The sequence below is a fragment of the Bacillus sp. TH50 genome (assembly GCF_016650565.1).
GTDB classification, from domain to species: domain Bacteria; phylum Bacillota; class Bacilli; order Bacillales; family Bacillaceae_G; genus Bacillus_A; species Bacillus_A mycoides.
On record NZ_JAEKFM010000007.1, the window covers coordinates 232613 to 249842 of the forward strand.

The 17230-nt window shown below is 40.4% G+C and carries 13 protein-coding genes, 16 tRNA genes and 3 rRNA genes; 30 read left to right on the top strand and 2 right to left on the bottom strand.

The window, feature by feature from the left end:
• Window positions 1-2: 2 nt before the first annotated feature.
• The 4 genes from JFU23_RS18275 (at window position 3) to perR (ending at window position 2494) form a co-directional block, all read left to right on the top strand.
• A complete protein-coding gene (locus tag JFU23_RS18275; RefSeq protein ID WP_002091114.1) occupies window positions 3-788 on the top strand; it encodes an ABC transporter permease in 786 nt (261 codons plus the stop codon).
• A gap of 72 nt (window positions 789-860) precedes the next feature.
• Window positions 861-1265 (top strand): potassium channel family protein, encoded by a 405-nt coding sequence (locus JFU23_RS18280; RefSeq protein ID WP_002091112.1) that lies wholly within the window; start codon window positions 861-863, stop codon window positions 1263-1265.
• Between the two features lie 44 nt (window positions 1266-1309).
• Window positions 1310-1765, top strand: a complete 456-nt coding sequence (gene bcp / locus JFU23_RS18285; RefSeq protein WP_201032418.1) for a thioredoxin-dependent thiol peroxidase — start codon at window positions 1310-1312, stop codon at window positions 1763-1765.
• 300 nt (window positions 1766-2065) lie between these two features.
• Window positions 2066-2494, top strand: coding sequence for a peroxide-responsive transcriptional repressor PerR (gene perR / locus JFU23_RS18290; protein ID WP_165762387.1), 429 nt, complete (start codon window positions 2066-2068; stop codon window positions 2492-2494).
• Window positions 2495-2580: 86 nt separating this feature from the next.
• Here perR and JFU23_RS18295 read toward each other — a convergent pair whose 3' ends face one another.
• On the bottom strand, window positions 2581-2937 hold the full coding sequence (locus JFU23_RS18295) for a YgzB family protein (RefSeq protein ID WP_201032419.1): 357 nt from the start codon (window positions 2935-2937) through the stop codon (window positions 2581-2583).
• Window positions 2938-3289: 352 nt separating this feature from the next.
• Between JFU23_RS18295 and JFU23_RS18300 the strand changes: the two genes are divergently transcribed.
• From JFU23_RS18300 to JFU23_RS18385, 18 genes are all read left to right on the top strand, one after another.
• Window positions 3290-4841, top strand: a 16S ribosomal RNA gene (locus tag JFU23_RS18300).
• A 146-nt stretch (window positions 4842-4987) separates the two neighbouring features.
• Window positions 4988-7909 (top strand): 23S ribosomal RNA (locus tag JFU23_RS18305).
• Between the two features lie 100 nt (window positions 7910-8009).
• Window positions 8010-8125, top strand: a 5S ribosomal RNA gene (rrf, locus tag JFU23_RS18310).
• Together the 16S, 23S and 5S rRNA genes with 15 tRNA genes alongside form the textbook arrangement of a ribosomal RNA operon.
• Before the next feature lie 8 nt (window positions 8126-8133).
• Window positions 8134-8208 (top strand) — tRNA-Asn (locus tag JFU23_RS18315).
• Between the two features lie 2 nt (window positions 8209-8210).
• Window positions 8211-8302: transfer RNA gene (locus tag JFU23_RS18320), tRNA-Ser, on the top strand.
• A gap of 19 nt (window positions 8303-8321) precedes the next feature.
• Window positions 8322-8396, top strand: a tRNA-Glu gene (locus JFU23_RS18325).
• A gap of 5 nt (window positions 8397-8401) precedes the next feature.
• Window positions 8402-8477: transfer RNA gene (locus tag JFU23_RS18330), tRNA-Val, on the top strand.
• A 24-nt stretch (window positions 8478-8501) separates the two neighbouring features.
• Window positions 8502-8578, top strand: a tRNA-Met gene (locus JFU23_RS18335).
• Between the two features lie 3 nt (window positions 8579-8581).
• Window positions 8582-8657: transfer RNA gene (locus tag JFU23_RS18340), tRNA-Asp, on the top strand.
• A gap of 9 nt (window positions 8658-8666) precedes the next feature.
• A tRNA-Phe gene (locus JFU23_RS18345) sits at window positions 8667-8742 on the top strand.
• 14 nt (window positions 8743-8756) lie between these two features.
• Window positions 8757-8832, top strand: a tRNA-Thr gene (locus JFU23_RS18350).
• A gap of 10 nt (window positions 8833-8842) precedes the next feature.
• Window positions 8843-8926 (top strand) — tRNA-Tyr (locus JFU23_RS18355).
• An 8-nt stretch (window positions 8927-8934) separates the two neighbouring features.
• Window positions 8935-9008, top strand: a tRNA-Trp gene (locus tag JFU23_RS18360).
• 19 nt (window positions 9009-9027) lie between these two features.
• Window positions 9028-9103 (top strand) — tRNA-His (locus JFU23_RS18365).
• 64 nt (window positions 9104-9167) lie between these two features.
• Window positions 9168-9242, top strand: a tRNA-Gln gene (locus JFU23_RS18370).
• A gap of 5 nt (window positions 9243-9247) precedes the next feature.
• Window positions 9248-9322 (top strand) — tRNA-Gly (locus JFU23_RS18375).
• A gap of 14 nt (window positions 9323-9336) precedes the next feature.
• Window positions 9337-9407 (top strand) — tRNA-Cys (locus tag JFU23_RS18380).
• A gap of 9 nt (window positions 9408-9416) precedes the next feature.
• Window positions 9417-9498: transfer RNA gene (locus JFU23_RS18385), tRNA-Leu, on the top strand.
• Window positions 9499-9707: 209 nt separating this feature from the next.
• On the opposite strand, the gene JFU23_RS18390 is transcribed toward JFU23_RS18385, so the two are convergent.
• Window positions 9708-10028, bottom strand: a complete 321-nt coding sequence (locus JFU23_RS18390; protein ID WP_201032420.1) for a DUF3884 family protein — start codon at window positions 10026-10028, stop codon at window positions 9708-9710.
• Between the two features lie 662 nt (window positions 10029-10690).
• Between JFU23_RS18390 and JFU23_RS18395 the strand changes: the two genes are divergently transcribed.
• From JFU23_RS18395 to trmL, 8 genes are all read left to right on the top strand, one after another.
• Window positions 10691-11410 carry a YebC/PmpR family DNA-binding transcriptional regulator gene (locus tag JFU23_RS18395; protein ID WP_002113875.1) on the top strand — a complete coding sequence of 240 codons (720 nt, stop codon included), beginning with the start codon at window positions 10691-10693 and terminating at the stop codon, window positions 11408-11410.
• Between the two features lie 150 nt (window positions 11411-11560).
• The gene (locus JFU23_RS18400) at window positions 11561-12022 is read left to right on the top strand and encodes an NUDIX hydrolase (protein ID WP_085308983.1); all 462 of its coding nucleotides are present in this window, start codon (window positions 11561-11563) and stop codon (window positions 12020-12022) included.
• 518 nt (window positions 12023-12540) lie between these two features.
• Window positions 12541-13317 (top strand): transglycosylase domain-containing protein, encoded by a 777-nt coding sequence (locus JFU23_RS18405; RefSeq protein WP_002029649.1) that lies wholly within the window; start codon window positions 12541-12543, stop codon window positions 13315-13317.
• A gap of 186 nt (window positions 13318-13503) precedes the next feature.
• Window positions 13504-14157: a DsbA family protein gene (locus JFU23_RS18410; protein WP_002091101.1), complete on the top strand. Its 654-nt coding sequence runs from the start codon at window positions 13504-13506 to the stop codon at window positions 14155-14157.
• 115 nt (window positions 14158-14272) lie between these two features.
• Window positions 14273-14346: transfer RNA gene (locus JFU23_RS18415), tRNA-Gly, on the top strand.
• A 200-nt stretch (window positions 14347-14546) separates the two neighbouring features.
• Complete coding sequence (gene queG, locus JFU23_RS18420; protein ID WP_002115986.1) at window positions 14547-15689, top strand: tRNA epoxyqueuosine(34) reductase QueG; 1143 nt, start codon at window positions 14547-14549, stop codon at window positions 15687-15689.
• Window positions 15690-15733: 44 nt separating this feature from the next.
• On the top strand, window positions 15734-16621 hold the full coding sequence (locus tag JFU23_RS18425) for an amidase domain-containing protein (RefSeq protein ID WP_201032421.1): 888 nt from the start codon (window positions 15734-15736) through the stop codon (window positions 16619-16621).
• Window positions 16622-16679: 58 nt separating this feature from the next.
• Window positions 16680-17168 (top strand): tRNA (uridine(34)/cytosine(34)/5-carboxymethylaminomethyluridine(34)-2'-O)-methyltransferase TrmL, encoded by a 489-nt coding sequence (trmL, locus tag JFU23_RS18430; protein ID WP_000538149.1) that lies wholly within the window; start codon window positions 16680-16682, stop codon window positions 17166-17168.
• Window positions 17169-17230 lie beyond the last annotated feature (62 nt).

Here is a 17230-nt window from a genome sequence, read left to right on the forward strand (position 1 = left end):
AGATGATATATATAAAATTATTTTTGCAATATGCAAGTCAATATATAAAAACAAAATTGGAGTATCGTGGCGATTTTATCGTCGGATTACTTTCAGATTTATCACTACAAGCTGTTAATTTAATCTTCATTCTCGTTGTGTTTGGGCATACCCAAGCACTAAAAGGGTGGAGCCGAGAAGAAGTAATCTTTATTTATGGTTTCTTTTTAGTACCGTTTGCCATTTTTTCAGCTTTCTTTAATATATGGGATTTTAATGATCGTTACATTATTAAAGGAGAAATGGATCGTATATTAACGAGACCGATTCATAGTTTATTTCAAATTATATTAGAAAGAATGGAACTTGAATCTTTAATTGGAGCCATTACGGGGATTATTGTGATGGGTTATGCAGCAATGGAGCTGCAATTATCTTTTTACTGGTATGATTTCTTCTTATTCCTACTTATGGTAGGGGGAGGGGCACTTGTGTACGGCGGGATATTTGTTACGCTTGCAAGTCTTGGCTTTTGGTCGGATGCGAAAAGTTCCATTATGCCGCTTATGTATAACATAGGGAATTATGGACGCTATCCTGTTGATATTTATAACCGTGTTATTGGCTTTGTTTTAACGTTTGTTTTACCGTTTGCATTTGTTGGGGTATATCCAGCAGCATACTTTTTAAGAAAAACAGAGTGGAATAGCTATGCTTTCGCAACGCCAATTGTTGGTGTTATCTGTTTTACTATTGCAATTACCCTCTGGAATCAAGGGGTTAAACGATATCGTGGTGCGGGGAATTAATTATAGAAGCTTGTTCGTTTCTAAGGGATAAATCAGCTATAGTCCTCATACATATAAAATGAGGTGGAGGACATGTTATGGGGATTTATTCTATTAATTGCGGCAATCGCTATTTTGAGAAGTGTCCAATTATTATGGAGTTCATATTCAAATTCCAATCGTTTCTTTTCGCTGTACAATTTAGCTACGTTGTTTTTAATTTATACAACGGTACTGATTGCGTTTGGATTAAGTTATGTTGTGCTAGAGGAAATGGGTTTTGCGGTTTTAAAAGAAGATGGGGATAGGCTAAGTGCTCATTCCTTTCAACTCGTTGAAATATGTTTATATTTTAGCGCGGTTACTTTATTGTCCGTTGGATATGGTGATATAGCTCCGATTGGAATCGGAAGATGGATTGCAATTGGAGAAGCACTAATTGGATATACATTACCGTTTGCTTTTGTGGTAAGGACTGTAATGGACAATGAAAAATAAGGTAGCATTTGTTATAGTAATAGAAAAGAAAAGGAGTGATAACAATGATCACAGTAGGAGAAATAGCACCGGAATTCACATTAGAGGGAAGTACGGGAGAACAAATTCGCTTAGCTGACTTCCGAGGTAAAAATGTAGTTTTATATTTTTACCCAAAAGATATGACTCCAGGGTGTACAACCGAAGCATGTGATTTTCGTGATGCATATGGATTATTCCAAGAGAAGGACACGGTCATCCTTGGTGTAAGTCCTGATTCGGTGAACAGACATATGAAATTCATCGAGAAGCATGAGCTTCCATTTGTACTTTTAGTAGATGAAGATCATAAAGTAGCAGAATTGTACGATGTTTGGAAGTTGAAAAAGAACTTTGGAAAAGAGTACATGGGAATCGAGCGTTCTACATTCCTTATCAATAAAGATGGTGAACTTGTAAAAGAATGGCGTAAAGTGAAAGTGGAAGGACATATTGAGGACGTTCTTTCTTATATAAAATAAATCTATATTAATGTGGAAAAAAATACATATGTAAGGCATGCGTCTATACATATTTTCTTGCGATACATAAAGTGAAAGTGTAGGGCATACCTCCTCAGATGATAGTATTCCAAGTGCGATTATGTCGCACTTTTTTCTATGTAAATGTATAGGAAATGCGGGAAGGTACATAAGAATAAGGCTATATACAAAAATAAACCACATACTTATAGTAGAAATATTGACGATTTATAAGAAAAAGAGTACACTCTTTATAAGAATTATAAAATAATAATCCGTATAGAATCGGGGTGCATGACGGTGGTCAAAGAAGAATTAAAAGAAGCGCTAGAAATGCTGAAAAATACGGGTGTACGCATTACTCCACAGCGTCATGCTATTTTAGAGTACCTTGTGGAATCTATGACGCACCCAACAGCGGATGACATTTATAAAGCATTAGAAGGTAAGTTTCCAAATATGAGTGTTGCGACTGTCTATAATAACTTACGTGTGTTTAAAGAAGTTGGACTTGTAAAGGAATTAACTTATGGGGACGCTTCAAGTAGATTTGATTATGTTACAAGTCAACATTATCATGTGATTTGCGAAAAATGTGGTAAGATTGTTGATTTTCCTTATGGAGGTTTGGAACAGCTTGAAGAGGAAGCTGCGAAAACGACAGGATTCATTATTAATAGTCATCGCTTAGAAATTTATGGCGTTTGTCCAGAGTGTCATAAGGCGTAATATATAATAAAGAAAGAGGGTGACGATTAAGTCACCCTCTTTCTTTATTATATAGGGATGAAAAAATACTAAAGTGAAAGTACGTGTTATCCTTTATAGCTTTTTTTATTGTACTTCTCATTAAATTCTTTTCCTTCTAAACTCGGATCCAGTGTTAAAGGTTGGTTGCAATGCATGCATGCGTCGACACGACCAAGCATTTTTGTTGGCTTATCGCAGCTTGGACAAATAATTTGTACAGTCTTAGTAGATAACATACCAATCCAAAAGTAAACGACAGTACTAGCGATAACAGCTAAAAAGCCAACCATCATAAATGTTGTCATAATAATAATGTTGTCACGGAAAAAGACTCCTAAGTATGTAATGAAGAGACCGATAAATACTAAACTTAATGCGAAGGTCCGAATTTTATTGATTTTGTTCGAATATTTAATGCTCATTCTCACCACGCTCCTATAATAACAATATAACATAAAATTTAGAATTTTCACTCGTGTGTAAACTTAGTAAAATGATAAGGAGATATGATTTTTTAAGCTTTTAACGGGATGTGAAATTTTTTTATAAAAAGTATTGACCCTACATATACTGCATGATATATTAATAAACGTCGCTGATGCGGAAACGCAGTGAACGACAAAAAAAGAAATTCGAAAAACTTAGTTGACATCGGAATACGAAGATGTTAACATAAGAAAGTCGCAATTGAGCGACGAAGTAGTTCTTTGAAAACTGAACGAAACAAACAACGTAAACGTCAATTTTTATTTTTAGATGCTAGACAAACTAACTTTATTGGAGAGTTTGATCCTGGCTCAGGATGAACGCTGGCGGCGTGCCTAATACATGCAAGTCGAGCGAATGGATTAAGAGCTTGCTCTTATGAAGTTAGCGGCGGACGGGTGAGTAACACGTGGGTAACCTACCCATAAGACTGGGATAACTCCGGGAAACCGGGGCTAATACCGGATAATATTTTGAACTGCATAGTTCGAAATTGAAAGGCGGCTTCGGCTGTCACTTATGGATGGACCCGCGTCGCATTAGCTAGTTGGTGAGGTAACGGCTCACCAAGGCGACGATGCGTAGCCGACCTGAGAGGGTGATCGGCCACACTGGGACTGAGACACGGCCCAGACTCCTACGGGAGGCAGCAGTAGGGAATCTTCCGCAATGGACGAAAGTCTGACGGAGCAACGCCGCGTGAGTGATGAAGGCTTTCGGGTCGTAAAACTCTGTTGTTAGGGAAGAACAAGTGCTAGTTGAATAAGCTGGCACCTTGACGGTACCTAACCAGAAAGCCACGGCTAACTACGTGCCAGCAGCCGCGGTAATACGTAGGTGGCAAGCGTTATCCGGAATTATTGGGCGTAAAGCGCGCGCAGGTGGTTTCTTAAGTCTGATGTGAAAGCCCACGGCTCAACCGTGGAGGGTCATTGGAAACTGGGAGACTTGAGTGCAGAAGAGGAAAGTGGAATTCCATGTGTAGCGGTGAAATGCGTAGAGATATGGAGGAACACCAGTGGCGAAGGCGACTTTCTGGTCTGTAACTGACACTGAGGCGCGAAAGCGTGGGGAGCAAACAGGATTAGATACCCTGGTAGTCCACGCCGTAAACGATGAGTGCTAAGTGTTAGAGGGTTTCCGCCCTTTAGTGCTGAAGTTAACGCATTAAGCACTCCGCCTGGGGAGTACGGCCGCAAGGCTGAAACTCAAAGGAATTGACGGGGGCCCGCACAAGCGGTGGAGCATGTGGTTTAATTCGAAGCAACGCGAAGAACCTTACCAGGTCTTGACATCCTCTGAAAACTCTAGAGATAGAGCTTCTCCTTCGGGAGCAGAGTGACAGGTGGTGCATGGTTGTCGTCAGCTCGTGTCGTGAGATGTTGGGTTAAGTCCCGCAACGAGCGCAACCCTTGATCTTAGTTGCCATCATTAAGTTGGGCACTCTAAGGTGACTGCCGGTGACAAACCGGAGGAAGGTGGGGATGACGTCAAATCATCATGCCCCTTATGACCTGGGCTACACACGTGCTACAATGGACGGTACAAAGAGCTGCAAGACCGCGAGGTGGAGCTAATCTCATAAAACCGTTCTCAGTTCGGATTGTAGGCTGCAACTCGCCTACATGAAGCTGGAATCGCTAGTAATCGCGGATCAGCATGCCGCGGTGAATACGTTCCCGGGCCTTGTACACACCGCCCGTCACACCACGAGAGTTTGTAACACCCGAAGTCGGTGGGGTAACCTTTATGGAGCCAGCCGCCTAAGGTGGGACAGATGATTGGGGTGAAGTCGTAACAAGGTAGCCGTATCGGAAGGTGCGGCTGGATCACCTCCTTTCTATGGAGAATTGATGAACGCAGTTCATCAATAAACGTTGACTTGTTTTGTTTCGTTCAGTTTTGAGAGAACTATCTCTCAAGTTTAAATGTATGTTCTTTGAAAACTAGATAACAGTGTAGCTCATATTTTTTTAATTTTAGTTTGGTTAAGTTAGAAAGGGCGCACGGTGGATGCCTTGACACTAGGAGTCGATGAAGGACGGGACTAACGCCGATATGCTTCGGGGAGCTGTAAGTAAGCTTTGATCCGAAGATTTCCGAATGGGGAAACCCACTATACGTAATGGTATGGTATCCTTACCTGAATACATAGGGTATGGAAGACAGACCCAGGGAACTGAAACATCTAAGTACCTGGAGGAAGAGAAAGCAAATGCGATTTCCTGAGTAGCGGCGAGCGAAACGGAATCTAGCCCAAACCAAGAGGCTTGCCTCTTGGGGTTGTAGGACATTCTATACGGAGTTACAAAGGAACGAGGTAGACGAAGCGACCTGGAAAGGTCCGTCACAGAGGGTAATAACCCCGTAGTCGAAACTTCGTTCTCTCTTGAATGTATCCTGAGTACGGCGGAACACGTGAAATTCCGTCGGAATCTGGGAGGACCATCTCCCAAGGCTAAATACTCCCTAGTGATCGATAGTGAACCAGTACCGTGAGGGAAAGGTGAAAAGCACCCCGGAAGGGGAGTGAAAGAGATCCTGAAACCGTGTGCCTACAAATAGTCAGAGCCCGTTAATGGGTGATGGCGTGCCTTTTGTAGAATGAACCGGCGAGTTACGATCCCGTGCGAGGTTAAGCTGAAGAGGCGGAGCCGCAGCGAAAGCGAGTCTGAATAGGGCGTTTAGTACGTGGTCGTAGACCCGAAACCAGGTGATCTACCCATGTCCAGGGTGAAGTTCAGGTAACACTGAATGGAGGCCCGAACCCACGCACGTTGAAAAGTGCGGGGATGAGGTGTGGGTAGCGGAGAAATTCCAATCGAACCTGGAGATAGCTGGTTCTCCCCGAAATAGCTTTAGGGCTAGCCTTAAGTGTAAGAGTCTTGGAGGTAGAGCACTGATTGAACTAGGGGTCCTCATCGGATTACCGAATTCAGTCAAACTCCGAATGCCAATGACTTATCCTTAGGAGTCAGACTGCGAGTGATAAGATCCGTAGTCAAGAGGGAAACAGCCCAGATCGCCAGCTAAGGTCCCAAAGTGTGTATTAAGTGGAAAAGGATGTGGAGTTGCTTAGACAACTAGGATGTTGGCTCAGAAGCAGCCACCATTTAAAGAGTGCGTAATAGCTCACTAGTCGAGTGACTCTGCGCCGAAAATGTACCGGGGCTAAATACACCACCGAAGCTGCGAATTGATACCAATGGTATCAGTGGTAGGGGAGCGTTCTAAGTGCAGTGAAGTCAGACCGGAAGGACTGGTGGAGCGCTTAGAAGTGAGAATGCCGGTATGAGTAGCGAAAGACGGGTGAGAATCCCGTCCACCGAATGCCTAAGGTTTCCTGAGGAAGGCTCGTCCGCTCAGGGTTAGTCAGGACCTAAGCCGAGGCCGACAGGCGTAGGCGATGGACAACAGGTTGATATTCCTGTACCACCTCTTTATCGTTTGAGCAATGGAGGGACGCAGAAGGATAGAAGAAGCGTGCGATTGGTTGTGCACGTCCAAGCAGTTAGGCTGATAAGTAGGCAAATCCGCTTATCGTGAAGGCTGAGCTGTGATGGGGAAGCTCCTTATGGAGCGAAGTCTTTGATTCCCCGCTGCCAAGAAAAGCTTCTAGCGAGATAAAAGGTGCCTGTACCGCAAACCGACACAGGTAGGCGAGGAGAGAATCCTAAGGTGTGCGAGAGAACTCTGGTTAAGGAACTCGGCAAAATGACCCCGTAACTTCGGGAGAAGGGGTGCTTTCTTAACGGAAAGCCGCAGTGAATAGGCCCAAGCGACTGTTTAGCAAAAACACAGGTCTCTGCGAAGCCGTAAGGCGAAGTATAGGGGCTGACACCTGCCCGGTGCTGGAAGGTTAAGGAGAGGGGTTAGCGTAAGCGAAGCTCTGAACTGAAGCCCCAGTAAACGGCGGCCGTAACTATAACGGTCCTAAGGTAGCGAAATTCCTTGTCGGGTAAGTTCCGACCCGCACGAAAGGTGTAACGATTTGGGCACTGTCTCAACCAGAGACTCGGTGAAATTATAGTACCTGTGAAGATGCAGGTTACCCGCGACAGGACGGAAAGACCCCGTGGAGCTTTACTGTAGCCTGATATTGAATTTTGGTACAGTTTGTACAGGATAGGCGGGAGCCATTGAAACCGGAGCGCTAGCTTCGGTGGAGGCGCTGGTGGGATACCGCCCTGACTGTATTGAAATTCTAACCTACGGGTCTCATCGACCCGGGAGACAGTGTCAGGTGGGCAGTTTGACTGGGGCGGTCGCCTCCTAAAGTGTAACGGAGGCGCCCAAAGGTTCCCTCAGAATGGTTGGAAATCATTCGTAGAGTGCAAAGGCATAAGGGAGCTTGACTGCGAGACCTACAAGTCGAGCAGGGACGAAAGTCGGGCTTAGTGATCCGGTGGTTCCGCATGGAAGGGCCATCGCTCAACGGATAAAAGCTACCCCGGGGATAACAGGCTTATCTCCCCCAAGAGTCCACATCGACGGGGAGGTTTGGCACCTCGATGTCGGCTCATCGCATCCTGGGGCTGTAGTCGGTCCCAAGGGTTGGGCTGTTCGCCCATTAAAGCGGTACGCGAGCTGGGTTCAGAACGTCGTGAGACAGTTCGGTCCCTATCCGTCGTGGGCGCAGGAAATTTGAGAGGAGCTGTCCTTAGTACGAGAGGACCGGGATGGACGCACCGCTGGTGTACCAGTTGTTCTGCCAAGGGCATAGCTGGGTAGCTATGTGCGGAAGGGATAAGTGCTGAAAGCATCTAAGCATGAAGCCCCCCTCAAGATGAGATTTCCCATAGCGTAAGCTAGTAAGATCCCTGAAAGATGATCAGGTTGATAGGTTCGAGGTGGAAGCATGGTGACATGTGGAGCTGACGAATACTAATAGATCGAGGACTTAACCATATAATATGAAGCAACGTTATCTAGTTTTGAGAGAATATATAAAATTTATTGACTTTCAGGGTGAATAAGTTATAATAATGATTGTCTCAAAAGAATAATGTCTGGTAATGATGGCAGAGAGGTCACACCCGTTCCCATACCGAACACGGAAGTTAAGCTCTCTAGCGCCGATGGTAGTTGGGACCTTGTCCCTGTGAGAGTAGGACGTTGCCAGGCAATATTATTCCGCAGTAGCTCAGCGGTAGAGCTATCGGCTGTTAACCGATCGGTCGTAGGTTCGATTCCTACCTGCGGAGCCATTGGAGAGCTGTCCGAGTTGGCCGAAGGAGCACGATTGGAAATCGTGTATACGTCACAAGCGTATCAAGGGTTCGAATCCCTTGCTCTCCGCCATAAGGAATTTATAATTTTTGGCCCGTTGGTCAAGTGGTTAAGACACCGCCCTTTCACGGCGGTAACACGGGTTCGAATCCCGTACGGGTCACCACTTTTGGAGGATTAGCTCAGCTGGGAGAGCACCTGCCTTACAAGCAGGGGGTCGGCGGTTCGATCCCGTCATCCTCCACCATATAAATTATATGAATAATATTGTCGCGGGGTGGAGCAGTACGGTAGCTCGTCGGGCTCATAACCCGAAGGTCGCAGGTTCAAATCCTGTCCCCGCAACCAAATGGTCCCGTGGTGTAGTGGTTAACATGCCTGCCTGTCACGCAGGAGATCGCCGGTTCGACCCCGGTCGGGACCGCCATTTTAATAAGGCTCGGTAGCTCAGTCGGTAGAGCAGAGGACTGAAAATCCTCGTGTCGGCGGTTCGATTCCGTCCCGAGCCACCATTTTAATAAAATATGCCGGCTTAGCTCAATTGGTAGAGCAACTGACTTGTAATCAGTAGGTTGGGGGTTCAAGTCCTCTAGCCGGCACCATGTAAGTTTCGGAGGGGTAGCGAAGTGGCTAAACGCGGCGGACTGTAAATCCGCTCCTTCGGGTTCGGCAGTTCGAATCTGCCCCCCTCCACCATTTTACATAGGGGCATAGTTTAAAGGTAGAACTGAGGTCTCCAAAACCTCCAGTGTGGGTTCAATTCCTACTGCCCCTGCCAAATATATAAACACAACATGGCGGTTGTGGCGAAGTGGTTAACGCACCGGATTGTGGCTCCGGCATTCGTGGGTTCAATTCCCATCAGTCGCCCCATTTTTATTTTTTAAAATTACAAATAAAATAATGGATACTTACATATAATTAAGTAAAACTTCGGTGGGCTATAGCCAAGCGGTAAGGCAACGGACTTTGACTCCGTCATGCGCTGGTTCGAATCCAGCTAGCCCAGCCATTTTTGCGGAAGTAGTTCAGTGGTAGAATACAACCTTGCCAAGGTTGGGGTCGCGGGTTCGAATCCCGTCTTCCGCTCCATTTTAACTTCATATGGCGGCATAGCCAAGTGGTAAGGCAGAGGTCTGCAAAACCTTTACCACCGGTTCAAATCCGGTTGCCGCCTTTCTTTTATGCCGATGTGGCGGAATTGGCAGACGCGCACGACTCAAAATCGTGTTCCTTCGGGAGTGTCGGTTCGACCCCGACCATCGGTATCACGAACGGCTTAACATTAAGGCTCTACACTAATTGTGTAGAGTTTTTTTGTGTTTTCTTCACACTACAAAATAAGCACTAATAGTGCGTTGGGGTAGCGTGCGGTGAGTAAGTGACGAACTTTAGATACAGTTGGAAGAAACTATGAAGTATTAAAAGGATAAAATTTCAGTAGAATATTACATATATAAGAATTTTTTCGAGCACTCTAGAGAGAATCTCTCCACCCTGGTGACATGAAGTTAAATCCGATACCACCAGTTGAAATTACCACATTATCAGCTGGTAATTTCGTAATTTCCAAAAACTTCTTTTCAAACTCTTCTCTGTTGTACTTGTACATAGTTGAGTGGCACGACCATATTTGCGTTGAAGTACTCAACCAGTCCCCTAATTCCTTTAATTTAGGGAACGACTCAAAGTGAATTGGTTCATCTAATTTCATGAATCTCACTTGATAGATAGTTGGGTTTAGCTTTTCTCCTATCCCTTTAAGACCATGTGCTTTTTTCTCATTTGAATGTGTCATAATTACTCTCTCCCATCTTTTCTTCAAATTTTTTCCTATTTTAATTATACTGCAATAGAAAGTAATTAAGGAAATATTATGGGATTAGTAGAGGAATGAAAAGGAATAACTTTAGTTTGATAATGAATAATTCATAACATACTACATAACAAATCTTTAAAAGGACATGGCAGCTTTGCCCTGTTTCTTATTGTTTAGTGAGAAATAATAAAATAAATCATCACAGTAATAAATGAAATATGATAAATTTAATCAAGGGAGAGAAATGAAAGTAAAAGGTGTCAGTTATTTAATATGATTCCATTTTGGCTCCGTTTCATTTTAATTTATCATGTTTAAAGAAGCTCAAAATTTTTAAAATGCTTTAAAATAAAGGATTTTAAGGGTAGCACTCTATATAAATGTCACCTAAAAAAACCCTAACAGAAATGTTAGGGTTTTTTTGTTAAATTATGCTATGTGATTCTAAAATTCGTAATAAACTTAGGAATTCATGTATAATATAACTTGTCGAAAGAACAAAATGATAGTGATTTATATTATGTCTGTAATATGAATCAAAAATGAACTTTTTATATTTCTTTTAAAAATGTGTTGAATACACATTATATTTCATATTAATATTTTTATGTAGATTTAAAATGGGAAAGAGAGTGGAAAGTATGGGTCGTAAATGGAACAATATTAAAGAAAAAAAAGCATCAAAAGATGCAAATACAAGCCGTATATACGCGAAATTTGGACGTGAAATTTATGTGGCAGCAAAACAAGGCGAGCCAGATCCAGAATCAAACCAAACGTTAAGAGTTGTATTAGAACGTGCGAAAACATACAACGTGCCAAGAACAATTATTGACCGTGCGATTGAAAAGGCAAAAGGCGGTTCAGAAGAAAACTATGACGAGCTTCGTTATGAAGGCTTTGGACCAAACGGATCTATGGTAATTGTAGATACACTGACAAATAACGTAAACCGTACTGCAGCAGATGTACGAGCTGCATTTAGCAAAAACAGTGGTAACATGGGTGTAAACGGTTCTGTCGCTTACATGTTTGATGCGACAGCTGTTATCGGTCTTGAAGGTAAAACATCAGATGAAGTTCTTGAAATCTTAATGGAAGCAGATGTAGATGCACGTGACATTCTAGAAGAAGAAGATTCTGTTATCGTTTATGCTGAACCTGATCAGTTCCATTCAGTACAATCTGCACTTAAAGGTGCTGGTGTTGAAGAATTTACAGTTGCAGAATTAACAATGCTTGCACAAAGTGATGTAGAACTTCCTGAAGATGCTCAAGTACAATTTGAAAAAATGGTTGATGCATTAGAAGATTTAGAAGATGTACAGCAAGTTTACCACAACGTAGACTTAGGGGAATAATATAAGACAGAAGACCCTTTCCTTTAACGGATAGGGTCTTTTTTTATGGAGTTAATTAAGGTGGTAAAGTATTAAAGGTATTTTGTAGCTGCTAGGGAATATGGTTAGAGGTTTGTATTTTAAATAATCGTATTTCTAGGAGGTATTTCTGTGGAGCATAAAACACCAAAGCATATTGTTGCCGTAGCAGGTTATTTAACAAATGAAAAGAATGAGGTGCTTTTAACGAAAGTGCACTGGCGAGCTGATACGTGGGAAATGCCTGGAGGACAGGTAGAAGAAGGGGAAGCGCTCGATCAAGCTGTTTGCAGAGAAATAATGGAGGAAACAGGATTAACTGTGAAGCCTATCGGAGTTACAGGGATTTATTATAATGCTTCTATGCATATTGTAGCTGTTGTTTTTAAAGTAGCATATGTTAGTGGTGAAATAAAAATTCAACCTGAAGAAATAAAAGAGGCTAAATTTGTTGCTTTAAACGAAGAGAACATTGATGAGTATATAACGCGTCCTCATATGAAATCAAGGACACTTGATGCGATGAAAGCAATGCATTTTATTCCATACGAAACATGGGAAGTTCAGCCATATAATCTTATAGGAAGGTTGTAAAGAAAAGGTTAGTTATTTGAGGACAGCTCAAATTGCTAACCTTTTCTTTATGTATACTGTTTCAGAAAAAGGTCACAATAATAAAGTGTAGGCTAATAATTGGTGGAGGAAGCAGGACTACCACCTAATTTCCTAGCTATAGCCAAGTTTTGAGGGAGAAGACTTACTGCTTACAAATAGCGAGATTAGTATTGATTTACGGAACGTTTGTTCTGTATAATGGTAATATATCGTATATAATTAGATTGCTAGATGTTTAAAAGTATAAATGTATAAACTGATATAATAAAAGAATAAAGTGAAATTAAGGAGAGTCCTACTGCCTATAAATAGTGTGATAAACAAATGTATATTCAACATTTCATATGAATAGTAGATAAAAAGGGACTGTGATACAATACATTTTTACACCTTACAATGTTGTAAGGTAGGTGTAAGAGAAATCGATGGGATATTCTTTTATAACAAGGTATTCTTAAATTAAGAGTTATATGCTGTGTGGAAAAGAGGTGTTCGAGATGAAAGAACGAGTATTATCTAGAGTGAATTATCATCAAAAAGTTGCATTAAATCCATTAACTAAATTTCTTTATAAAGCCATTATATTATTATTATTGTTAAGTTTTGCATTATTATTCGTTGGAAATGTAATGATTGAGCGAAGTGATATTAGTAAATTACATGTACCTGCTAATTTAGAGGTGCCAGAATCATTAACACACGCATTTATTGCGACGGAAGATAAAAGGTTTTATCATCATAACGGTTTAGACTATATAGCGATTATCAGGGCGTCTATTGAGAATATAAAAGCTGGTGGTGTTGTGCAAGGAGGAAGCACGATTACACAGCAGTTATCTAAAAATGCTTTCTTATCTAATGAACGTACATTTTCCCGTAAGTGGAAAGAAATTTTTTATACGAAAAAGATTGAACGTACATTCACAAAGGATGAGATATTAAAATTGTATGTAAGTAATATTTACTACGGAGAAGGCGCATGGGGGATTGAAAAAGCAGCAAACCTTTACTTCGGTAAAAAAGTGGATCAATTAACACTGGCTGAAAGTGCAATGATGGCTGCTATAGTAAAAGCACCGGCTTATTACTCACCTGCACAAAATTATGATAAAGCAGTTGAGAGACGGAATGTAGTTTTAAGGCTAATGGAGAAAGAAGGGTATATAAATCATGATGAATATGTGCAAGCAGTTAGTGAGAAATTAGTAATTCGCCATGATATAAAAACAGAGCAATCCATGTTAAAAAATGCCCGTGAAAAAGCAGTAAGTTAAAAGAAGTTCCTACATAGGAGCTTCTTTTTTTAATAATTTGTGACAAAAGGCGACACAATATTGTCACAAACGTTGTATTTTTGTAATTTATGTGAGCGTGTTCATTGCGTGACCTATGTAAGTATTGATATTATGTGTATTGTGTACAATGATGTATACAGAATATGAAATTAAAGAGGAATGTATATGAAATCATCAAACAAACTCATGGCTCTTGGTATAGTTTTTTCTATCGCAGTATTGATTGTAATCGGAACGATTGTGTATAGCATCATAAATGACAAGAAAGATAAAGGGAATGAGATGTTTGCTTATTCTACGCAACAATCTTTAGGGAAAGATGATGCTCCAGTTAAGGTAGTTGAATTTGGAGATTTTAAATGTCCAGCTTGTCGTACTTGGGATGTAACAGTATTACCACGATTAAAAGAAGAGTATATTGATAAAGGTAAAGTGCAGTTATATTTTATTAACTTCCCGTTTATCGGAAAAGACTCTGATTTAGGTGCAGCTGCCGGTGAAGCAATTTATAAACAAGATCAAGATTCATTCTGGATTTTCTATGATGAGATTTATCAAAATCAAAAGAAAGATACGGAAGAATGGATTACAGAAGAATTACTTCTTAATATTGTGAAAGAAAAGCTTCCGAAAATTAATGTAGAACAGTTTAAAAAAGATTTACACAGTAAAGAAATGAAAGACAAAGTACGTAAAGATTCAGATCGTGCTCAAAAATTAAAAGTTCAAGGTGCTCCTTCAGTATATATAAATGGGAATCTTGCAAACCCTGATTTCGATAGTATGAAGAAGGCGATTGATAAAGAATTGAAAAAGTGATGAGGTATCTCATCACTTTTTCGACTTTTTTCGATAAATTTCTTGCTTCGATTTTTTTTACATGCTATACTACTTTACATAAGTTATTTCAATATCTTATATTTTTTTCATATTTGCGGGTGTAGTTTAGTGGTAAAACAAGAGCCTTCCAAGCTCTGGTCGAGAGTTCGATTCTCTTCACCCGCTCCAAATTTTATTTAATGTTTTTCTAATAAATTGTGATCAACGCAGTGTTTCGTTTCTAAGATAAACGAAGCATTGCGTTTTTTAATGTTTGAAAATCATAATTGTATGCGAAAATAGAAGTGAAGAATATTATTCCAAAAGTGAATTGATAACCAATATAGTCGTTACATAAGGGATGGATTCATCGGTGGAGGCGATTGAAAATGGACTTTGAACAATTAAAGCAAGATGTAATTGCGTATAGTAAAACGATTGGTATAGATAAAATAGGTTTTGCCAGTGCTTCACCATTTGAGGAATTAAAGCAGCGTCTAATCCAACAACAACAATTAAATTATCAGTCGGGATTCGAAGAGCCTGATATAGAGAAGAGAACGAATCCACAGCTATTGTTACCTGGTGCGAAATCAATTATTGCGATTGCTTTAGCGTACCCTTCAAAATTAAAAAATGCACCATTAAGTAAACGAGGGGAACGACGTGGGATTTTTTGCCGTGCTTCTTGGGGCCAAGATTATCACCTTGTTCTACGAGATCGTTTGCAAAAGTTAGAGGCGTATTTAATCGAAAAGCTGCCGGATATAGAAGTGAAGTCAATGGTTGATACAGGGGAGCTAAGTGATCGAGCTGTTTCAGAGCGTGCCGGTATTGGATGGAGTGGTAAGAACTGCGCTATTATTACGCCGGAATTTGGTTCGTATGTATACTTAGGAGAAATGATTACGAATGTTCCATTCCCTCCTGATCGACCAATAGAAGATCAATGTGGAAGTTGTACGAAATGTATTGATATTTGTCCTACAGGTGCTTTAGTACAAGGCGGGCAGTTGGACTCGAAGAAATGTATTGCATTTTTAACACAGACAAAAGGGTTTCTGCCTGAAGAATATCGCGATAAAATAGGAAACCGTATATATGGATGTGATACGTGTCAGACTGTTTGTCCGAAAAATAAAGGAATGGATTTTCATAACCATCCTGAAATGGAGCCTGACCCTGAGTTAGTTAAACCGTTATTAACACCACTTTTAACAATTAGTAATCGTGATTTTAAAGAGAAGTATGGAATTATGTCTGGTTCATGGAGAGGTAAAAAACCATTGCAACGAAATGCTATTTTAGCACTTGCACATTTCAAAGAAACAGCAGCAATTCCTGATTTAATCGGTGTTATGAAAGATGATCCAAGACCAGTACTTCGAGGAACAGCAGCATGGGCACTTGGGAAAATTGGTGGAGATGGAGTAGGAGAAGCGATTGAAAAAGCGATGGAACGTGAGAAAGATGAAGAGGTTCTTCATGAAATGAATCGTGGACTTGAATTGTTAGCACAGAAAAAAGAGTAGATAATATCTCCCTTTTTCATATTGTAATATGGGAGGGAGACGAAATGGTTGTAAAAGCGAATATTGAAAAGCAAGTGCAACAGTTTTTAGCATATATAACAGAGAAACGAACAGATGTAGACGGTATTGCAGTAGATTTGTTACAAATGGTACAGAGAAAGAAACAATTGTTTCAAAAGCGTAGTGCACATATAGTGAAAGCAACTGCAGATATTTCTTTCATTAGACAATTAAATAGTAATGAGCATCAAGAAATTGATTATCAAATACACTTGAAATATTTAATTAGGCATAAAGAATTATTTTATATCGAAGAGGAACAATTAAAACGACGAGTTTGTTTGAAAAATAGTTGTATAATAGATGATTATGCTCTTGAAGTGTCAGAAGAAATAGAAATAGGTGAAACGTTAGAACGGGAAGTCACGAAAGAAAAATACGGTTCATATCAATATAATCGTTTAGAGGCAGTGAAATATGCAGAGCGTTGGTGGGATGATCGCAATTCTGCATACCGTAATTTTCCGGATAATTGTACAAATTTCATTTCACAATGTCTGCACACTGGAGAAGTACCGATGAATGGACATCCTAACATTCGTAAAGGGTGGTGGCAAAGGGGAAACCAGTGGAGTTGGAGCTGGGCTGTAGCACACTCTTTTTATTGGTATTTGTCAGGTGCTACAACAGGGCTTCGAGCAGAAGCAGTAGAAAGGCCAGAAGACCTTATTCTTGGCGATGTAATTGCGTATGATTTTGAGGATGATGGTAGGTGGAATCATACGACAATTGTAGTAGCAAAAGACGCAGATGGTATGCCGCTTGTAAATGCACATTCAGCGAATAGCCGCAGGCGTTATTGGAACTATGAAGATTCTAGTAAATATACACCACAAATGAAATATAAATTCTTTCATATTATTAATGGGTAGAGATTTTTCGTTCAAGTGGTATAATACGTAGTAGATAAAAAATAGAGGTGAATATCGCGTGGGAGTACATGTTGTTTTATATCAACCAGAAATTCCAGCAAATACAGGAAATATTGCACGTACTTGTGCAGCAACTGGAACAGAATTACATTTGATTAGACCGCTTGGATTTTCAACGGATGACAAAATGTTAAAGCGTGCAGGATTAGATTATTGGCAGCACGTAAAAGTTACGTATTATGATTCAATCGAAGAATTTTATGAGAAAAATAAAGATGGTGAATTCTTTTATTTAACAAAGTATGGCGAGAAAGCTCATACAGCATTTGATTATAGCAAACGTGAGAAGGATTACTATTTCGTATTTGGAAGAGAAACAAATGGATTACCAGCTAATGTAATTGAAGAAAACTTCGATCATTGTTTACGTATTCCAATGACGGATAAAGTACGTTCATTAAATTTATCTAATACAGCAGCAATTTTAATTTATGAAGCGTTCCGTCAACAAAATTATCCAGGATTAGATTTAGAAATCGTGTATTAAAAGTCGCCATTTGGCGGCTTTTTTATTTTTAAAAAAATATGTAATCATACATTTTAAAAAGG